At 70.4% G+C, this 18,096-nt stretch carries 11 protein-coding genes; 6 read left to right on the top strand and 5 right to left on the bottom strand.

What is annotated here, in order from left to right; translation table 11 throughout:
• Positions 1-48 precede the first annotated feature (48 nt).
• From AB0E94_RS14675 to AB0E94_RS14655, 5 genes are read left to right on the top strand one after another with little or no spacing between them, the layout of a single operon-like run.
• Positions 49-984 (top strand): sugar ABC transporter permease, encoded by a 936-nt coding sequence (locus AB0E94_RS14675; RefSeq protein ID WP_360326313.1) that lies wholly within the window; start codon positions 49-51, stop codon positions 982-984.
• 3 nt (positions 985-987) lie between these two features.
• The gene (locus AB0E94_RS14670) at positions 988-1,830 is read left to right on the top strand and encodes a carbohydrate ABC transporter permease (RefSeq protein WP_360326311.1); all 843 of its coding nucleotides are present in this window, start codon (positions 988-990) and stop codon (positions 1,828-1,830) included.
• Between the two features lie 30 nt (positions 1,831-1,860).
• On the top strand, positions 1,861-2,724 hold the full coding sequence (locus tag AB0E94_RS14665; RefSeq protein ID WP_360326310.1) for a ketose-bisphosphate aldolase: 864 nt from the start codon (positions 1,861-1,863) through the stop codon (positions 2,722-2,724).
• Between the two features lies 1 nt (position 2,725).
• Positions 2,726-3,934: an ADP-dependent glucokinase/phosphofructokinase gene (locus tag AB0E94_RS14660; RefSeq protein WP_360326308.1), complete on the top strand. Its 1,209-nt coding sequence runs from the start codon at positions 2,726-2,728 to the stop codon at positions 3,932-3,934.
• Positions 3,931-4,878, top strand: coding sequence for a class I mannose-6-phosphate isomerase (locus tag AB0E94_RS14655; RefSeq protein WP_360326307.1), 948 nt, complete (start codon positions 3,931-3,933; stop codon positions 4,876-4,878). Before AB0E94_RS14660 ends, AB0E94_RS14655 begins: the two co-directional genes overlap by 4 nt.
• An 8-nt stretch (positions 4,879-4,886) precedes the next feature.
• Here the strand turns inward: AB0E94_RS14655 and AB0E94_RS14650 are convergent, their stop codons facing one another.
• From AB0E94_RS14650 to AB0E94_RS14635, 4 genes are all read right to left on the bottom strand, one after another.
• A complete protein-coding gene (locus AB0E94_RS14650) occupies positions 4,887-5,801 on the bottom strand; it encodes a hypothetical protein (RefSeq protein ID WP_360326305.1) in 915 nt (304 codons plus the stop codon).
• Positions 5,802-5,986: 185 nt separating this feature from the next.
• Entirely contained in the window at positions 5,987-11,413 is a 5,427-nt protein-coding gene (locus AB0E94_RS14645; RefSeq protein ID WP_360326303.1) for a peroxidase family protein, read from the bottom strand.
• Between the two features lie 145 nt (positions 11,414-11,558).
• Positions 11,559-12,296, bottom strand: a complete 738-nt coding sequence (locus AB0E94_RS14640) for a hypothetical protein (RefSeq protein ID WP_360326302.1) — start codon at positions 12,294-12,296, stop codon at positions 11,559-11,561.
• Positions 12,296-13,966 (bottom strand): multicopper oxidase domain-containing protein, encoded by a 1,671-nt coding sequence (locus AB0E94_RS14635; protein WP_360326300.1) that lies wholly within the window; start codon positions 13,964-13,966, stop codon positions 12,296-12,298. Before AB0E94_RS14635 ends, AB0E94_RS14640 begins: the two co-directional genes overlap by 1 nt.
• A gap of 135 nt (positions 13,967-14,101) precedes the next feature.
• Here AB0E94_RS14635 and AB0E94_RS14630 point away from each other — a divergent pair, with 135 nt between their 5' ends.
• A complete protein-coding gene (locus tag AB0E94_RS14630; RefSeq protein ID WP_360326298.1) occupies positions 14,102-15,820 on the top strand; it encodes a BTAD domain-containing putative transcriptional regulator in 1,719 nt (572 codons plus the stop codon).
• A gap of 85 nt (positions 15,821-15,905) precedes the next feature.
• On the opposite strand, the gene AB0E94_RS14625 is transcribed toward AB0E94_RS14630, so the two are convergent.
• Positions 15,906-18,029: a hypothetical protein gene (locus AB0E94_RS14625; RefSeq protein ID WP_360326296.1), complete on the bottom strand. Its 2,124-nt coding sequence runs from the start codon at positions 18,027-18,029 to the stop codon at positions 15,906-15,908.
• Between the last annotated feature and the right edge of the window lie 67 nt (positions 18,030-18,096).

Below are 18,096 nucleotides of genomic sequence, written 5' to 3'. Positions count from 1 at the left end.
GGCGCCGCGCCGGGAGACCGGGGCGGCGCCCGCTCAAGGAGACCAACCATGACCATGACCGCATCGGGGACGACCGCGCCGGCCAGACCGGCCGCGCCCGCCGGGTCCCGTCCCCACCGGCTGCGGAGCCTGATCCCGTACGGCTACCTGTCCCCGACGGTGCTGCTGCTCTTCGTCCTGATGGTGATCCCCATCGTCATGGTGATCAGCTACTCGCTGCGGGACAACGTGATCGTCCAGGAGAACTCGGTGTTCGCCGGGTTCGCCAACTACACCAAGGTCCTCACCGACCCCGACTTCCTGGCCGCACTGAAGAACACCGCGGTCTTCATCTCGGTCAGCACCGCGGCCCACCTGGTCCTCGGCCTGACGTTCGCGATGATGCTCAACACGAAGCTGCTCGGCGGTGTCGCCAAGGCGGTCTTCCGGATCGTCTACATCCTGCCCTGGCTGTTCACGATCGCGGTGATCGCGGTGATCTGGCGGCTGCTGCTCGACCCCTCGGGTGTCGTCAACTACGTGCTGAACAGTCTCGGTCTCATCCAGCAGGGCGTGAACTGGTTCGGTGACCCGGACATCGCGCTCTGGGCGGTCACCTTCGTGAACGTCTGGTCCGGCTACCCGTTCTTCATGATCAGCCTGCTCGCCGGTCTTCAGGGCATCCCGAACGACCTGTACGAGGCGGCCGCCGTGGACGGGACGACCTGGTTCCAGCGGTTCCGGCACGTGACGCTCCCCCAGCTGCGGCCGGTGATCATCAGCATGGCGGTGCTCGACCTGATCTGGACGTCCCAGCAGTTCGCGCTGATCTGGATGACGACCGGCGGCGGCCCACTCAACGCCACCGAGATGCTCAGCACCTTCACCTACAAACAGGCCTTCAGCGAGTACGAGTTCGCGACCGCGTCCGCCGCAGCGGTGATCGTCCTGCTCCTCACGATGATCCTGGCCTTCTTCTACGTCCGCCAGCAAAGGGAGCGGTGAGACATGGCCTCCGTCAAGACCCGCCGCACCCTGGCCAAAGCCGGCGTGATCACCGGCCTGGTGACCGGAGCGCTCTTCGCCGGGCTGCCGGTGCTGTGGATGCTCTCCACCTCGTTCAAGAACAACGGCGAGGTCTTCCAGAGCCCGCCACGGCTGATCACCGACGGTTTCTCGTTCGACGCCTACACCGAGATCCTGGGCAACGCCGCCCAGCTGCGGTTCTTCCTCAACAGCTACATCGTCGCGCTGTCGGTGACGGCCCTGACCCTGCTGGTGGCGATCCTGGCCGGGTTCGCGTTCAGCCGGTTCACCTTCCCGTTCCAGAAGACCATCAACGCGGTCATCGTCAGCGTCCAGGCGGTGCCACCGATCACCCTGGTCATCCCGTACTTCGGGCTCGTCGTCGCGCTCGGCCTGTACGACACCTACGCCGGACTGATCCTCACCCACATGGTGTTCACGCTGCCGTACGCCATCATCATGATCACCGCCTACCTGAACACCCTGCCGAAGGAACTCGACGAGTCCGTCAAGGTCGACGGCGGCAACAGCTGGACCGCGCTGTGGCGGATCCTCGTGCCGATCTCGGTTCCCGGCCTCATCGCGGTCGGCGTCTACACCTTCATGATCTCGTGGAACGAGTACCTGTTCGCCCTCTCGCTGACCCGCACCGACGACATGCGCACGGTGCCGATCGGGATCCAGCTGCTGATGGGCCAGCACTCGTACGAGTGGAACCAGATGATGGCGATGAGCATCCTCGGGTCGATCCCCGTTCTCGTGCTCTTCCTCATCTTCCAGCGGCGTTTCATCGGCGGGCTCACCGCCGGCGCCGTCAAGGCCTGACAACCCCGGGTAATAAGGAGAAACACAACAATGCTGACGACCGGCAAGGCGATCCTCGACGTCGCCAACGAGCACAGCTTCGCGGTGCCCGCCTTCAACATCAGCGACTGGGCGATGTTCCGGGGAGTCGTGGAGATCAGCGAGGAGACGAACGCGCCCCTGATCGTCGCCATCCACCCCGACGAGGTACGGCACATCGGGCGCGACCTGATCACCGCGATCGCCGAGCGCGCGCACCGCTCAACCGTCCCGATCGCGATCCACTGGGACCACGGCGCCACCTATGAGCAGATGCTGGAGGCGTTCCAGTTCGGCTTCACCTCGGTGATGATCGACGCGTCGATGAAGCCGTTCGACGACAACCTGGCCATCTCGAAGAAGGTCACCGACTCGGCGCACGCCCTCGGCGTCTCGGTCGAGGCCGAGCTGGGCACGATCGGCGCGAACGACAGCTACGCCGAGGCGGGCGCCGCCGAGATCATCTACACCGACCCGGACGACGCGGTCACCTTCGTCGAGCAGACCGGTGTGGACAGTCTCGCCGTCGCGATCGGCACGTTCCACGGCTTCTACCCGGCGCATCTCAAGCCGGAGCTGAAGCTCGACCTGCTCAAGGAGATCAAGAGCCGGGTGCAGATCCCGCTCGTGCTGCACGGCGGCTCGAACAACCCGGACGACGAGATCCGGGAGGCCGCGCGGATCGGCATCAACAAGATCAATATCTCGACGGACATCAAGGTCGCCTACCACGACAAGATGCGCGAGGTGCTCGGCAGCGACTCCAAGGTGCGCGAGCCCAACGCCATCCAGCCGGCCTGCATCGACGCCCTCAAGGTGGTCGCCGCCCACAAGATCGAGCTGTTCGGCGCCGCCGGCAAGGCCGCCCTCTACTGAGATGGCCGACGCGTCCCGTGTAGTCCTGGGCCTGGGCGGCTGTGTCGACTACGAGCTGAAACTGACCGCCGACGGCCTGGAACGCCTGGTCACCGAGCACCGCATCACTGCCGCGGAGCTGTCCGCGACGGCCGTCGTGACCAGTGAACGGGACCTGGTCGTGTCGATCCTCGGATACGTGGCCCGTGGCGGTGGTGGCGAGCACTTCGTCACCACCGCCACCGCCCTGGAGTCCTTCGCCGCCCGGTTCCCGCACCGGGCCACCCTCGGCGGCACGTCGGTCCGGGCCGGGATCCTGATGAGCCGCCTCGGTGTGCCGTCGACCCTCCACCTGGTCAGCGTGAACGACACGGTCCGGCAGCTGCTGCCGGCCGGCGTCGAGTACATCAGCAGCGGCGCCGAGGACACCCGCCATCCCCATCTCATCGTCCAGTACGACCGAGGACTGCGGGTCCGGGCCGGCGACGTCGACGTCACCGCGCCCCTGCCCAACCGGCTGATCTACGTCAACGACCCGGCCAACAGCGCCATGCTGCTCACCCCCGAGCTCGGCCCCGCTCTGAGCCGGGCCGGGGTCTTCCTGATCTCCGGCTTCAACGCCATGCGCGACGAGGAACAACTCGACAACCGGCTCGCCGGCCTGCGTACCCACATGCGGCGGTTGCCGCCGGACGCGGTGACCTACTTCGAGGACGCCGCCTACCACGAGCCGGCGTTCAGCCGGCGGGTCCGCGACGCTCTGCTCCCGGTCGTCGACGTGTACGGGCTCAACGAGGACGAGATGCAGTCCTACCTCGGCCGGCCCGTCGACCTGCTCTCAGCCGGCGACGTCGCCGCCGCGCTCGGCACACTGGCCGGTCTCATCCCGGCGCCGGCGCTCGTGCTGCACACCCGGTACTGGGCGCTCGCGTTCGGCGACGACTCCGGGAACTGGACCGACGCCCTCGACACCGGCACCGTGATGGCCGCCGCCCGCTACTGCCACGGCGACGACGTCACCGACACCGACGTCGAACGGCTACGCCGGTCGCCACGACGACCCGAGTCCATCGCCTTCGCCCGGGACCTGCACGAACGGCTCGGCGACCGGGTCCGCTGCGTCCCCGGCTTCGAGCTGGAGGTACGCGACCCGACCACCGTCGGACTGGGCGACACGTTCGTCGGCGGATTCCTCACCGCGCTCGCCCGCGCCCGCAAGGAGCATCCGTGACCATCACCGCACTGCCGGCCAACCAGCCGGAGACGTTCTATCGGGGCGCCGGGCGGATCGCCGGATTCCGCGCCACCACCGCGCGGCCCGACCGGCCCGAGGACTGGGTCGGCTCGACCACCAGCCGGCACGGCCTGCACCCGTCGGGTCTCTCCACCCTGCCGGACGGCCGCCTGCTCGCCGACGCGATCGCCGCCGATCCGGCCTGGTGGCTCGGTCCGGACCGCACCGACACCGGGGTGCTGGTCAAACTGCTCGACGCCGGTCAGCGGCTTCCCCTTCACGTCCATCCGGACCGGCGGTTCGCCACACAGCACCTGGCCAGCCCGTACGGCAAGACCGAAGCCTGGGTGATCGTCGAGGCCCGCCCCGGCGCGTACGTCCATCTCGGATTCAGCCGGGACGTCGGAGCCGGCGAGCTCTCCGGCTGGGTCGCCGGCCAGGACATCGGCGGAATGCTCGCCGCCACCAACCGGATCCCGGTGTACGCCGGCGATGCGATCCTGTGCCCGGCCGGCCTGCCGCACGCCATCGGCGACGGCATCCTGCTCGTCGAGGTGCAGGAGCCCACCGACTTCTCGGTGCTGCTCGAACACGAGGGCTTCGGCCTGACCGAGGGCCACCTGGGTCTCGGCTACGACCTGGCGCTGACCTGCGTGGACCGAAGCTCCTGGAGCCCGGGACGGATCGACACGCTGCGCGGCGCGGCCGGTCTGCTCCCGGCGGCGGCCGATCCGTTCTTCCGGGCCCGGCGCCTGCGCGACGGCGACCACGTGCCCCGGGGATTCGCGGTGGCGGTGGTCGTCGGCGGGCACGGGCGCCTCACCGGAGAGCACGACGACCGGCCGGTCACCAGGGGCGACACCCTGCTCGTCCCGTACGCGGCGGGCCCGCTACGACTGCAGGGCGACGCCGAGGTGATCCACCTGTCTCCCGCTGCCTGAGCAGCCCGTCACTTCCACTCGGGCAGGGGCTGTCCCGGGACCTTCTGGGCCAGATAGCGCACCACCTCGCGGCAGTCGATGTTCGGCGAGCTGTAGGTGTTGCCCTTCAGCGCTTCCAGCAGCGGACGGTCACCGGACAGCTGGTCGTCCTCGTTGTGGCAGGTCAGCCGGGTGTCCACAGCCGACTGCGGGATCCGCATTACGTAGCGGGTGTCGGCATGCAGGACCGTCACCCACTCGTCGGTCTCGGCGATCGGGTAACCCACGAACCGGCTCTGCGGCAGCACCTGCAGCTTGTTGACGCCGTCGGACAGGTTCTGGGTGGAGGGCACGACCGGGGTGTTGAGCAGGAACGCCTGCGCGGACACCCACGGGGCGTCGAGGCTGTGCATGAACTGGAACGCCAGCGCGGCGGCGCCGACGTAGACGACGGACAGCCCGCGCCAGCCGGCCATGGCCCGGTGCCGGCGGACGAGACGCTCGTCGGCGGAGCCGGCCCATCGCCGGCGCAGATGACGCATGGCCAGTTCGACGGCGAGGGCGACGAGCACCACGGCGAGGCCCTGCAGAAGGTACTTGTACGGCGAGGCCAGGGCGGTCACCGCGGCGACGATCAGGATCAGCGGCCAGAGGGCCGGCTGGATCCGGGCCCGGTACCGGACCGCGAACCACAGGGTGCCGAGCGCGATCGCGGGCAGGATGTAGTACGCGTAGATGGTGACCGTGCCCAGCGCGACCTGCACCGGCGTCGCCGCGAGAAGGGCCGTCGTGGTGGTCAGCGAATACCGGCCCACCCCGTAGATCTTGATCAGGAACAGCAGCAGGAGCAGCGCGGAGCCGACCGCGACCAGCTCCCGGGTGGTGATCTTCGGCTCCGGCCGGGACGCGGCCGGGTCGTCGGTCGCCGCACTCGGGGCGGGCACGGGTTCGAGTCGGGATTCGGCCGGCGGATGGTACGGGTGGATACGGGAACGTTTCCGGGGGTGCGCCATGACCGCCCCGCCTTTCGTGAGCGCGGTGTCCGCGGCCCAGCGTAGGCACCACCCACAAAGGCCGGGAACGCGGACGCCGCCGTCCGGTGCGGACGGCGGCGCCTACGTTCTCCGGGTCAGCGGACGGTGGTGTTCACCGCCGTTCCGGGGGCGGCACCGGCCGCGTTCACGGCCTGGACGGTCGCCCGATAGCGGGTGTTCGCCGGGATCTCGGTGGGAGCGGTGAAGCTCGCGGCCCTCGCCCCGGCCGGGACGGTGGTCACCACCGCGGCGCCCTGGGCCTTGCCCTTGGCGTTCAGGCGCTGCCAGGTGATCCGGTAGCCGGTGATCTTCGAACCACCGGTGGCGGCGGGCGCGGTCCAGCGGACGGTCGCGGTCAGCTTGCCACCCTTGCCGCCGGGCCTGGCGGTCAGGTCACGGACCTTTCCGGGTACGGTCCGCGGCGTCACCACCGTGCTGGAGTCGGACCACGCGCCGGCGCCGAGCGCGTTGACCGCACGGACCCGGAACCGGTAGGCAGTGCCGTTGACCAGGTCGGTCACCGTCTGCACACCCGCACCGGCCGGGGCCGTGCGCAGCGCGCCGGACTGGCGGCCGTCACCGTTGCGCACCTGGATCTCGTAGCGCTGGATCGGGCTTCCACCGTTGTCGACAGGCGCCGTCCACCTGACCACCGCGGCGCCCGCGGCGGGGGCCGGCTGTCCGATCCGGGCCGCGCCGGGCACCGTCCGGGTGTCCGGAGTGGAGCCGGGTCCGCCGGGGGTCGGCGTGGCGCTGCCGGTCGGGGTCGGGCTGGGCGACGTGGTGCGGGTCGGCGACACGGTCGGGCCGGGAGTGGCCGTGCGGGTCGGCGTCGGCGTGACGGTGACGGTGGGCGTCGGCGTGACGGTGGCCGTGGCGGTGGGCGTCGGAGTGACCGGCCCGGTGGTGGCCGGGTTGCCGGTGCCGGGGTCGGTCGTGCCCGGATCGGTCGTACCGGGGTCGGTGGTACCGGGGTCGGTCGTACCCGGGTCCGTGGTGCCCGGACCGGCCATCGGCGTGACCGTGTTGGAGATGCCGGAGTAGGCGCTGGCGCCGGCCGCGTTGACGGCCCGGACCCAGAAGGCGTACCCGGCGCCGTTGGCCAGCCCGGTCATGGTCATCTCGGTGGCGCCGGCGTCGGCCACGTCGACACCGATCACGATGCCGGTCTCCGCGTCGAGAGCCTGGATCTCGTACCCGTAGATCGGGGTTCCACCGTCGTAGAGGGGGGTGGCCCAGCGGACCAGGGCGCTCTCGTCCCCGGCGGTGGCGATCCCGATGGCCGGAGCGTCCGGGGCGACCGGGGTCACCGGCCGCGGCGGCGTGACGACCGGCGGGGTGGTGGGCGTGACGACAGGCGGCGTGGTGGTGGGCGGCACGGTGGTGGGCGTGACCACGGGCGGCGTCGTGGTCGGGGTGACGACCGGCGGCGTGGTGGTGGTCGGAGCGGGTTCCTCCTCGTTCTCGCCGGGCTCGGCCGGGTCGTCGTCACCGGGGACGGCCGCGACCGGGGTGACCGGGCCGAACGGGGCGGTGAAGATTCCCGGGCCGGCCGCGGTGTCGGCGCGGACCCGGAACGTGTAGCCCTCGCCGTTGGTCAGTCCGGTGACGATCAGGCTGCGGGTGCTCGGGTCGAGGCTGGTCAGCACGGTCGCGCCGGCGCCGGTGCGCTCCAGCGTGAGGCCGGTGACCGGCTCGCCGCCGGTGGCGTCCGGAACCGTGATCAGGACGGTGGCCTGACCGTCGCCGGCGAAGGCGCTGACCCCCAGGAAGGCCGACATGCCGGTGATGTCCACGGTCTCGTCGTCGAAGTGCAGCAGCTCGACGTTACGGACGATGTCGTTGCCGTCGGGACCGGAGACGAGGACGCCACCGGAGATCGGGGTGATCGCGTACTCGGCGCGGGCGCCGGCGAAGACCGCGGTGTCCCGTCCCGGTGTGGTTGCGGACGCGATCTCCCGTACCACAGTGATGTCATTGGGGTTGATCTTGCCGGCGAAGACGTCGGCGCGGAGCTCGGCGAGCGACGACGCGGTGATCGAGGTGCCCCGCACCGCGAGCCGGACCGTCAGGTAGCGGTCGCCGTCGATGATGTCGTTGCCGAGACGGCCCTGGAGGAGGTCGTCGCCGGCGCCGCCGAGCAGGATGTTGCCCTCGCCCCAGACGTTGCCGGTCAGGTCGCAGGCGCGGCCGGTCCGGTTGGCGACGCCACTCGCGGGCATCGGCAGTTCGGTGACCACCTGGTCGAGGCCGGGGATGCGGGCGATGCCGGCGGCGTCGAGGGCGTCGCAGCCGATCGCGCCGTCGGTGGCCGGAACCGTGTCGTCGCCGCGCAGGGTGTCGTCGCCGTCGCCGCCGGAGAGGGATTCCACCTCGTTGTAGCGGTCGCGCACGCCGGTGTCGAGGCCGTCCAGGCCGAGCAGCGGCAGGTCGAGGTCGGAGTCGATCGGTTCGGCGGAGGGGCCGGCGATGGACCAGTCCCAGCCGGAGCCGCCGGCGTTCTTCTCGATGCCGGGGCCCTGGACCCCGATGTCGTCGCCGCCCTCCATGTCGTAGTCGTCGTCGCCGCCCTGGCCGATCAGCACGTCGTGGCCGGGCTTGTTGGAGTCGTCGCGGAAGAACAGGTTTCCGCTGTCGCCGGAGAGCAGGTCGGGTGAGTCGCCGCCCTCCATCCAGTCGTCGCCGGAGTCACCGAACGCGCCGTCCTCGCCGTCCCCGGCGATGATCATGTCGTCGCCCTCGCCGCCGAACGTCTCGTTGGCGTTGGCGCCGCCGTTGGTGAAGTCGCGTCCGTCGCCACCGAGGATGATGTCGGCGCCGGGGCCGGCGTCGATGGCGTCGTTGCCGGGGCCGCCCATCGAGAAGTCGGCGCCGCCGGAGTCGGTGAGGATGTCGTCGCCCTCGCCGCCGACCGTGACGTCGTCGCCGGCGCCGGCTTCGAGCACGTCGTCGCCCTCGGCGCCCCAGATGGTGTCGTTGTCGTTGCCGGCCCGGATCCGGTCGGCGTTCTCGGTGCCGTTGAAGACCGACTGGGCGTTCATGCCGGCCTTGTCGACGCTGTTGCGGGCCCGGTACGCGATGGTGCCGTCCGGCAGGCGCATCAGCATGGCGCGTTCGTCGCACTCGCTGGCCGGGTCGTCGTCGACGAGGTTGCCCAGCCGGCGGTAGCCGTCCGTGGTGCCGTCGAGCGCGGCCATGTCGAACTTGCAGTCGGCGGTGGCGAACACGTCGGCACGCAGGCCACCGGCCGTGGTGTTGCGGGTGATCAGCTCGGCGAACGTGTTGCCCTCGAGCTGGCTGCGCAGGTTCATCCCGGGGGTGCGGGCCAGGTAGTACAGCCGGTCGCCGTTCTGCAGGGCGGTCAGCTGGGTCTCGAAGACGTAGTCGAAGGTGCTGCCGAGCAGCCCGCCGAACGGCTCGGTGGTCTCGGCGAGCCCGCCGATCCACAGATCGATGTCGTCGAGCCCGGAGTTCGCGGTGGTCCAGGCGCCGGTGGCGTTGAGGAAGTCGGCGCCGGCCGGAGTCTCCAGCAGCGTCCGGGCGGCGGCCCGCTTCTCGTCCACCGTGGCTTTACTTAAAAGGGAAGGTTCTTTACCGTACGCGGCCACGAAGTTGACCAGCGACTCCGGGTGCTTGAGGTGCTCACCGAAGTCGATCCAGCTGACGTACGGCCGCAGCCGCCCGTCGTTCGTCTTCGTGTACAGCGCCCGGCGCAGGTTGTTGAGCGTCGGCACACCCTCCGACCGGCCACGGGCGATGTTGATCGCGCCGAGGTCCATCGGCAGGCCGAGCAGGTTGCTGCGCAGCGTGTCGGTCATGAACTCGTCGAGGTCGTTGCCGACCTGCTCGGTCATGCCCATCACGATCTCGCCGGCCGCCGTCTCCGGGGACAGGGTGCCGTTGTTCGTGAACGCGGGCGGGTTGAGGAAGCCGTCGAGCAGCGACAGGTTCCCGGCGTTGGGCCGCTGGATGGTCTCGGTCAGCATCGAGTGGCCGAACCGGTAGACGGCGTGCGCGAACTCGGCGTAGATCGCCGGGTCGAGCTCGGTCTGGGTGAACGCGGCCGGCTGGAACGGGTTGATCGCCGGCTGGATCTTGCGGGCGAACTCCTCGAAGACGAGGTGCTGGTACTCCATCTCGTTGATGAACTTGGCGGCCTGGAAGATCCGCTCGCCGGTCCACTCCGGGTTCCCGTCGATGATCCGGGTGATGTCGCCGACCAGGCGGTTGTGCTCGGAGTGGAAGATCTGGTGCACCGCGGTGAGGCCGATGTTCTCGTTGGCCCGGCCGTCGCCGGCGATGTAGTGGGCGGCCAGCATCTCGTCGTCGTAGGTGCCGGCCGGCTGGGACGCGAAGTCCGCCGAGGCGGTCGTGTCCGAGTCCGGGACGAGAGTCTTCGACGGGGTGGCGTTGTGCGCGATGTCGGTGAGGAACGGGGTGTCGAAGTGCACCACGTCCGCGGGCACTGCCACCGGGTTCGCGAGGTCGCCCTCGACCAGGCCGGTCGCCGTGACGTACTGCGGCAGGCCGCGGGCCGGGCCGGGCACGAAGTTGCCGTACGCGTCGGCGAGGATCATCGGCACGTCCAGCGCGTCCAGGTCACCCAGTGAGAGGCCGAGCACCTCACGCGACTGCCGCTTGACGTCGGCCCAGGTGGGCAGACCGCCGGCGGCCCCGCCGAGCAGGTTGCCGGTGGGCTCGGCGCCGGTCGTGTACTCGCGCAGGAACACCTGGTGGGCGGCGTGCGACGTGTAGGTCTGCGAGTTGTCCACGTACGGCGTGTCGGTGTTCTTCGACGGGTTCTTCGCCCGGGTGAGCATCATGAACCGCATGGCCGGCGGCACGTACTTCGCGTCGCCCGGTTTGGGGTCGTCGGCGGTCCCGGCGACCCGGTCCGGCCCGGCGACCAGCGGGTCGTCGGCGCGCAGCGGCACCATGACGATGTCGTTGCCCTTGACCGTCTGGTCGATGCCGTGGTCGAAGAACTGCCCGAAGAGCGTGAACCACGAGTTGTACGGCGCGGACAGCCCGAAGTCGGTGGTGACGTTGGGGATGAACAGCGTTGTGCCGTCGGTGTTGCCGCCGGAGACCGCGACCGCCGCCGGGTTGGCCGCGGTCTGGTCGGCGATGATGTTGCTGATCTGCCGCGGCGCCGCGTCGACCGGGCGGGCGCCCTGGTAGACGCCGCTGTACTGGGCCGGCACGAGGCGCGGGAACTCCTGGTCGGCCGCGCCGTACTTCTCCTGGCCCGGCGTGAGGTGGTTGCAGGTCCCGTCGACCGTGCGCAGGCCCATCGAGATCATCGGGCTTCCGAGCTGGTCCAGCAGGGCTCCGCACGGACCGGTCTCGCTGGTGGTGCCGGCGACGTGCGCCTCAGCGATCTTGATCTGCTTGAGGATGTACGACAGATCGGCCTCGGTGATCGTGAAGCCCTGGCCGATCGGGGCGGCCTGGGCGGGAACGACCATGACAGTGGTGGTGAGCAGCGCGCCGAGCGCGGCGGCGGACCAGACTCTACGCAAGGGGGGACCTCATCCGGAGAGCGCGAATGCCCGTTTAGGTGGGCTATTTCGGCATATGTTGGGGCCGGGAGCAGTGGTCTACCTGAGGAGATCCTGAAAGCAGAAAAGGCCCCCTCTCAGCGAGGAGGCCTTTCCTTCGTTCCGGTCAATGTCCGCCGTGCGGTTCCTCCGAGATATCCGGTACGCCGTGCGACAGGTCCACTCCCGGACCCGGCAGATTCGCCGTCACGTGGACCCGGTCGGACGGCACCCCGGCGGCCCGCGCCATCGACTCCCGCACCGCGGCGATCTGCGCGTCGCCCAGCACCGCCCCGAAGTAGCGGACCGTCACCCCGTCCGGCTGCACGTCGGTGACATAGCGGTTCAGCGAGTCGCTCAGCACCCCCTCGGCGTCCTGCCGCTGCGACACCTGCTCCGGAGTCACCCCGTCGGCCGGCACCACACAGAACGTCAGGTCGTGCACCAGCACCGGCTCGACCAGGTAGAACGCGACGCTGGCCGGCTGGTGGTCGCGCATCAGCGCCTCGGCGTCGTAGACCCGCACGTCCTCGTCGAGCACGAACGTCATCTCCGGGACCAGGTACTCCAGCATGTCCGCGGAGAACACCGCGAACGAGGCCTCGGTCAGCGAGCCGAGCTTCGACTCGGCGGCCAGCGCCCGCAGCTCCGTCGCGATCCCGGCCCGGTCCGCGCCGGGCGCCGGGTGGATCGCGATGGCGGCCCGCCGGCGCACCATCGGGCCGTCGAAGGACGTGCTGGCCAGCTCGTCGCCCTTGTCGCCGACGACGACGTGGGCGACCGGAGTGGGCGGCTCGGCCGCGGGGTACGCGTACCACGCGACCCCCACGGCGGCCACCAGCAGTCCGGCGAGAACCCGCCGCATCAGCTGCCCAGCGGGTAGCTCGGCGCGTACGCCACGGGCATCTCGGCCGAGTCGTCGGGCAAGGCCGGGTCGGCGTGGATCGGGTCGTTGTTCATCATGTCGCCGACCGCGAACTGGATCATCATGTCGCTGTCCTCGTGCACCAGGTTGTGGCAGTGCAGCATGTACCGGCCGCCGGCGTTGCCGTCGCCGGTGGTGAACTGCATGAGCACCGACGCGGTCTCGTTCTCGCCCAGGTAGAAGACGTCCTTCGGGCCGCCCTCCCAGGCGTACGGCTTGTTGCCCGACGTGTTGTTGCGGGAGAACAGCTGGCCGTCGATCAGGTGGATGTGCACCGGGTGGAACCAGCCGCCCGACTCGTTCACCAGATCCCAGATCTCCACGTCGTACGGCTTCGGGTTGCCGAGCACCCGCTTGAAGTCGCTCTTCTCGACGTCGTCCCAGGTCTCCCCGTTGACGGTCCACAGGCCGTGCTTGCGCTCGACCCGCACCGTCCGGCGGGCCACCGCCATCTCCGGCTTCAGCTTCATCGCGTCGTGCGCGCCCCGGTTGGCCCACGGCACCGGGCCGGCGTCCAGGGTCGTCGGGATCACGTACGTGTCAGGCGCCCCCGAGTCGGCGACCACCTCGAACTGCATCACCTTGTCGGTGTTCTTGAAGTCCTCGTTGTTCTTGTTGCTGAGGTTCCTCAGTTCGATCTTCTGGCCGACCTTGTACTTCCGGAAGTCGATCAGCACCTCGTACCGCTCGGCCGCGCCCTGCCGCCACGACTCGACCGCGTTGACCTTCGGCACCATGCCGCCGTCGGTGCCGACGATGTAGAACGGGTCGCCGGTGCTGAGCCGGAACCGGTACGAACGGGAGATCGACGACACCAGGAACCGGAACCGGTAGACGCGCGGCTTGACCCGCATCTTCGGCCACGGCACACCGTTCACCATGATCACGTCACCCATGAAGCCGGCGTGGTCCTCGTCGTCGAAGGCCACCGAGCCGTCCGCCTTGAACGCGATGTCGCTGACCACGATCGGCACGTCGTACTGGCCCTGCGGCAGCTGCGCGGCCTCGTACTCGTCGGTCAGGTGGTACTGGGCAGCCAGGCCGGAGTAGGCGTTCGCGGCGGTGGTCCGGTGGTTGTGGTCGTGGTACCAGAGGGTCCGGGCCGGCTGCCAGTTCGGGTACTTGTACGTCTTGCACTCGCCCGGGTGGGTGTGGTCGTTGGCGTACCCGTCGTACTGCGGCAGCGACGCCGACCCGTGCAGGTGGGTGACCGTGCTGAACGGCTGGCCGTTGATCTTGTTGATGGTCAGCGAGTTCTTGATCCGCACCTCGGAACGGGTGCCCCGGGGGACCCGGATGGTCGGGCCGGGGAAGATCCCGTTGTAGCCGGCGATCGTGGTGATCAGGCCGGGCACGATGCTCGCCTGACCGAACTTCTGGGTCAGCCGGTACTTCTGGAACGGGCCCTGGTCGTCGGTGCCCTCCTCGTACGGCATCAGCACCGGCGGCCGGCGGAACATGTTGGTGAACGGCGTCGGCGTGTTCTTCGAGGCCAGATTGCTCGACTGCGCGATCACCGCGCCGCCGCCGGCCGCGATGACCAGGCCGCCACCACCGAGGGCGATCGCGCCCTTGAGCAGGTCACGCCGGCTCAGACTTCCCCGTGTCATCGAACTCCCCTAGCGGTCGGCGTCCATCAGTCGGCAGCGAAGCTAGGAGCAGGCCCTTTGGTAATCCTGTGGAAAGCCTCAACCCGGTGCCGCCGAGCGCCGAAACGTCCTCGGAAGAACCCACGAGGAGGCCACATGCGCGTCAGCGTGCTCGGGCAGCTGACCGTCACCGGCGACTCCGGCGAGGCGCTGCCCGCCGGGGAACTGCCCCGCCGCGCCCGTCAGGTGCTCGCGGTGCTGGCCGCACGGCACGACCGGATCCAGTCGAAGGACGCGCTCGCCGACTCGGTCTGGGGCGACGACCTGCCCGGCAACCACGTGGCCGCGCTCGAGCACTACGTCTCGGTGATCCGGCGGCGGCTCCAGCCGGACGGCAGCTCGGCGAACTGGTTCATCGTCACCCGCAGCGGCGGATACCTCTTCGACACCGGCCGGGCCGGGCTCGACCTGGCCGACCTGCGCACGCTGATCCGGCGGCTGGACGCGCCCACCCCGGGCTCCCCCGAGCGCCTGGCCGTGCACGCCGACATCCTGACCCTGGCCCGGCAGCTGCCGTTCCCGGAGGACCCGTACGCCGAATGGGCCGAACCGGTCCGTACCGAGGTGCAGATCGCGGCCGTGAACGCGCTGCTCCAGCACGCCGCGGTGACCCTCGGCGACGACCCGGCCCGCTCGCTGCGGCTGGCCCAGGAGGCGATCGAGCTCAACCCGTTCCTGGAGTCCGGCTACCGGGCGGCGATGACGGCCGCGATCGCGATGGACCGGCAGGACGACGCGCTGCGGATCTTCGAGCGCTGCCGGCAGCTGCTCGACGAGGAGCTCGGTGTGGCACCGTCGGCCGACCTGGTCCGGTTGCAGCGGGAGGTGCTCGCCACCCGCAACGCCCCGATCGAGACGCCGGCGCCGACGCCGGTCCAGGCTGTCTCGCCGCCCGTGGAGCCGCCCCGGGAACGCTTCCTGGGCCGGATCACCGAGCTGCGGCTGCTGCTGGAGCCGGATCCGCCTCCGGTCGTGCACATCGTCGGCCCGTCCGGCTCCGGCAAGTCCGCGTTCCTGGCCGAGCTGGAACGGCATGCGCCCCGCCGGGTCGGCGTCGGGCACGGCGCGTCCTCGGTCGGGGTGCTGCGGCATGCCTGGCTGCGGGCCGTCCTCACCGATCTGGGCGCGCCCGCCGAGATCCTCGCCGTCGTCGACGAGGCCGGACCGGAACAGCCGCTGCTGCGACCCGACCTGGAGCGCATCGGCACCGCGCTGGACGGCCCGGAACCGATCTTCGTGGCCATCGACGACGCCGCCGACCTGGACGCGGCAAGCGTCGCCGAGCTGTCCTGGCTGGGCCGGCACTGCCCGGCGCTGCGGATCGTGCTCACCTACTGCTACCCGTCGGAGATCGCCGAACGGCCGCTCTCCGGGCTCGGCTCGCCGGTGGTGCTGCGCCTCGAACCACTCAGCGACGACGACCTGGGCGGTCTCGGCGACGAGGACCTGGCGGAACGCACCGGCGGCATCCCGGCGCTGGTCGGGGCGGCGCTGCGGCCCACCGAGGTGTCACACGCGGTGGCCATGCAGATCGCCCGCCAGCGCACCCGCTGGATGCCCGACCCGTCGTGGGAGATCCTGCGGTTGTGTGCGGTTCTCGGCCCGCTCAGCGTCGGCGAGCTGTCCACGCTCACCGGATACCCGATGCCTGAGCTGCTGACCTGCGTCGACCACCTGGTCCACGCGCATCTGCTGACCGAGAACGAGGACGGCCGGGTCCGGCACCGCAGTTCCCTGATCAGCGAGGCGGTCTCCGGCCAGGTCTCGGCGGCCTCGGCCCGCTACCTGCGCCGCCGCCTGGCCGCCGACAATTAGAAAACGATGCGGCGGGCTCCCGATCGAGAGCCCGCCGCTTCTTTCATTTTGTACGGCTACGTGCGCCGTGGTCGTGCCGAGGCGGTCAGTTCGTCACGTTGACCGGGAACGCGAGCACCTGACCACCTGTCGAGCTGACCAGGCTGATCGTGCGGATGGTGCCCGGGGTCGGGCCGGTCACCCGGATGCTAAACGTGCCCGCCGCGTCGACGGTCGCCGGGGTGCCGATGACCCGGCCGGTCAGCGTGCTGCCCAGAACCGCGGTGACCCGCTGCCCGGCGAGCAGGTTGCTGGCGCCGGAGATCCGCCATTCGTTGTTGCCGGTGCGGTACCGGACGGTCAGCCCGTTGAACGTCTCCGCCTGCGGCCGGACCGTCACCCGCGAGGTGCTCGAACCGGACGGGTTGCGGGTGGTCAGCTGCAGCACCACCGGCTCGTTGTCGTAGACGAAGGCGGCGTTCGGGCCGGGGGCGGCCGGCATCGCCTGGTTCGGGTAGGTGAACGTGGGCTTCGAGCTGCGCGCCCCGGTCAGTGCCACGGTCGGCCCGGACACCTGGGTCCACTCGAAGGTCTCCACTCCCGTTGACGCGGAGCCGTCCAGGGTGACCGTGCGACCGCGGACGACGGTCTGGTCGGGCCCGGCGTTGGCCGCCGCCGGAGCGGTGCCGGTGACCGTCACCGGGACGGTGAGCGGGCTGGCCGCGCCACCCGGGCCGGAGACGGCCAGGCGGAACGTGTAGGTGCCGGCCTGCACCGGGACGAACGTGGCGATCGGGGTGGCCGCGCCGGTCAGGATGACCGCCGGCCCGCCGGTCTGGGTCCAGGAGTACGTGTCGATCGCGCCCGTCGAGCCACTGCCGTCGAGGGTGACCTTCTGGCCGGCGACCGCGCCGGTGGTGGCGACCGCACTGGCGACCGGCAGGTCCGGGGTGAACGCCCGGCCGGAGCCGGTCAGCGGAACCGTGGTCGAACCACCGCTCGACGAGGTGACGGTGACCGTGGCGGGCGGGGCGACGACCCCGGTGAACGGCCCGGCGATCGGGCCGTACCCGGTGACCGACAGCTGCGGCGGGGTGGAGTCGGTGTCGCTGGAGGTGGCGGCGACGGTCAGGGTGCCGGCGTCCGCGTCGTACCTGGCGTCGGTGACCCGGACGACGTCGACCAGCTTGCGGGTCTTCTTCGCGACCGGGCGGTCACCCGAGTTGACCACCTCGATCGTGGCGCCGGCGGCCGGCACCGAGCCGGTCACCGGGAACCGGCCGTAGTAGTGGCCGTTGCTGCCGCGCAGCTTGGTGGTGCGGAAGCCGAGCTGCGAATTCCCGGTCACCTCGATCGACTGGCCGGGCTCGCTGCTGGCGTACACCTCGACGACGCCGGTGCCGTCCGAGCCGACCGTGTAGGTGGCCTGGTCGATGTCGACGCCCGAGTTGGTGGCGTACCGGCCCTGCACGCTGAACACGTCGGTGAACCCGAGGTCGGCGATCACCGCGCCGCTGGCCGGGTCGAGCTGCTCGACCCGGACGAAGTTGGTGGCGTACGGGCTGCCGACGACCTTGTGGTCGACACCCGGGTCACCCGTGTAACCGGCCGGCGCGGCCGGGGCGACCGACGGGTCCCACTTCAGGAACGGGCCGATCCGGCTGCCGATCGCCTGACCGAACGCGCCGGGCGTGGTCCCGATGTCCTCGGTCATGTTGACCCCACGATCGGTGGCGGTCAGGTCGTCCACGCCGTACGGGTGGGTGATCCGGTACCGGGTGCCCTCGACGGCGTCGAACCGGATCCGGACCCGGCCGAACACCATCTGGTCGCCGTCACGGACCTCCTCGGCTGCCCAGGCGCCCTCCAGGTCGAGGCCGATGCCGAAGTCCACCCCGTTGGCAAGGGTCATCTCGGCGCCGGCGAGCTGGTAGAAGAACTCGCCCGGGAAGTTGTCCGGGTACGACACCGGCGCGTCCGGGTTCGGCACCTCGTCCGGCAGGGTCGCGCAGAGCGGGTCGTCCAGGGTCGTGCAGGCCTCCAGCCGCAGACCGTTGCTGTCCCGGTACCAGGCCGGGAAGCCGTGCTCGGCCAGCGGACCGGCCTGGGTGAGGCTGCCCTGCCGGGTGGCGGTGGTGACGACGACAGCGGCCGCGGTCCCGGCGAGGGGCGCGATCACCGCCACGGTCACCCCCGCGGTGACCGCGAAACGGCGCAGTTTCTTCTTCATCGAACTCCTCAGGGTTCTCCGGACGGCTCGACGCACCCTGCCTGGACGACCCTTGGTCCGCCTGAGT

The organism is Actinoplanes sp. NPDC026670 (assembly GCF_040638175.1).
GTDB lineage: Bacteria > Actinomycetota > Actinomycetes > Mycobacteriales > Micromonosporaceae > Actinoplanes.
This window is presented reverse-complemented; position numbering and strand designations above follow the sequence as displayed.

Coding starts and splice junctions, on each gene's coding strand:
- AB0E94_RS14625 (WP_360326296.1), bottom strand. CDS start 18,029: ATGAAGAAGAAACTGCGCCGTTTCGCGGTCACCGCGGGGGTGACCGTG.
- AB0E94_RS14660 (WP_360326308.1), top strand. CDS start 2,726: ATGGCCGACGCGTCCCGTGTAGTCCTGGGCCTGGGCGGCTGTGTCGAC.
- AB0E94_RS14670 (WP_360326311.1), top strand. CDS start 988: ATGGCCTCCGTCAAGACCCGCCGCACCCTGGCCAAAGCCGGCGTGATC.
- AB0E94_RS14640 (WP_360326302.1), bottom strand. CDS start 12,296: ATGCGGCGGGTTCTCGCCGGACTGCTGGTGGCCGCCGTGGGGGTCGCG.
- AB0E94_RS14675 (WP_360326313.1), top strand. CDS start 49: ATGACCATGACCGCATCGGGGACGACCGCGCCGGCCAGACCGGCCGCG.
- AB0E94_RS14665 (WP_360326310.1), top strand. CDS start 1,861: ATGCTGACGACCGGCAAGGCGATCCTCGACGTCGCCAACGAGCACAGC.
- AB0E94_RS14635 (WP_360326300.1), bottom strand. CDS start 13,966: ATGACACGGGGAAGTCTGAGCCGGCGTGACCTGCTCAAGGGCGCGATC.
- AB0E94_RS14630 (WP_360326298.1), top strand. CDS start 14,102: ATGCGCGTCAGCGTGCTCGGGCAGCTGACCGTCACCGGCGACTCCGGC.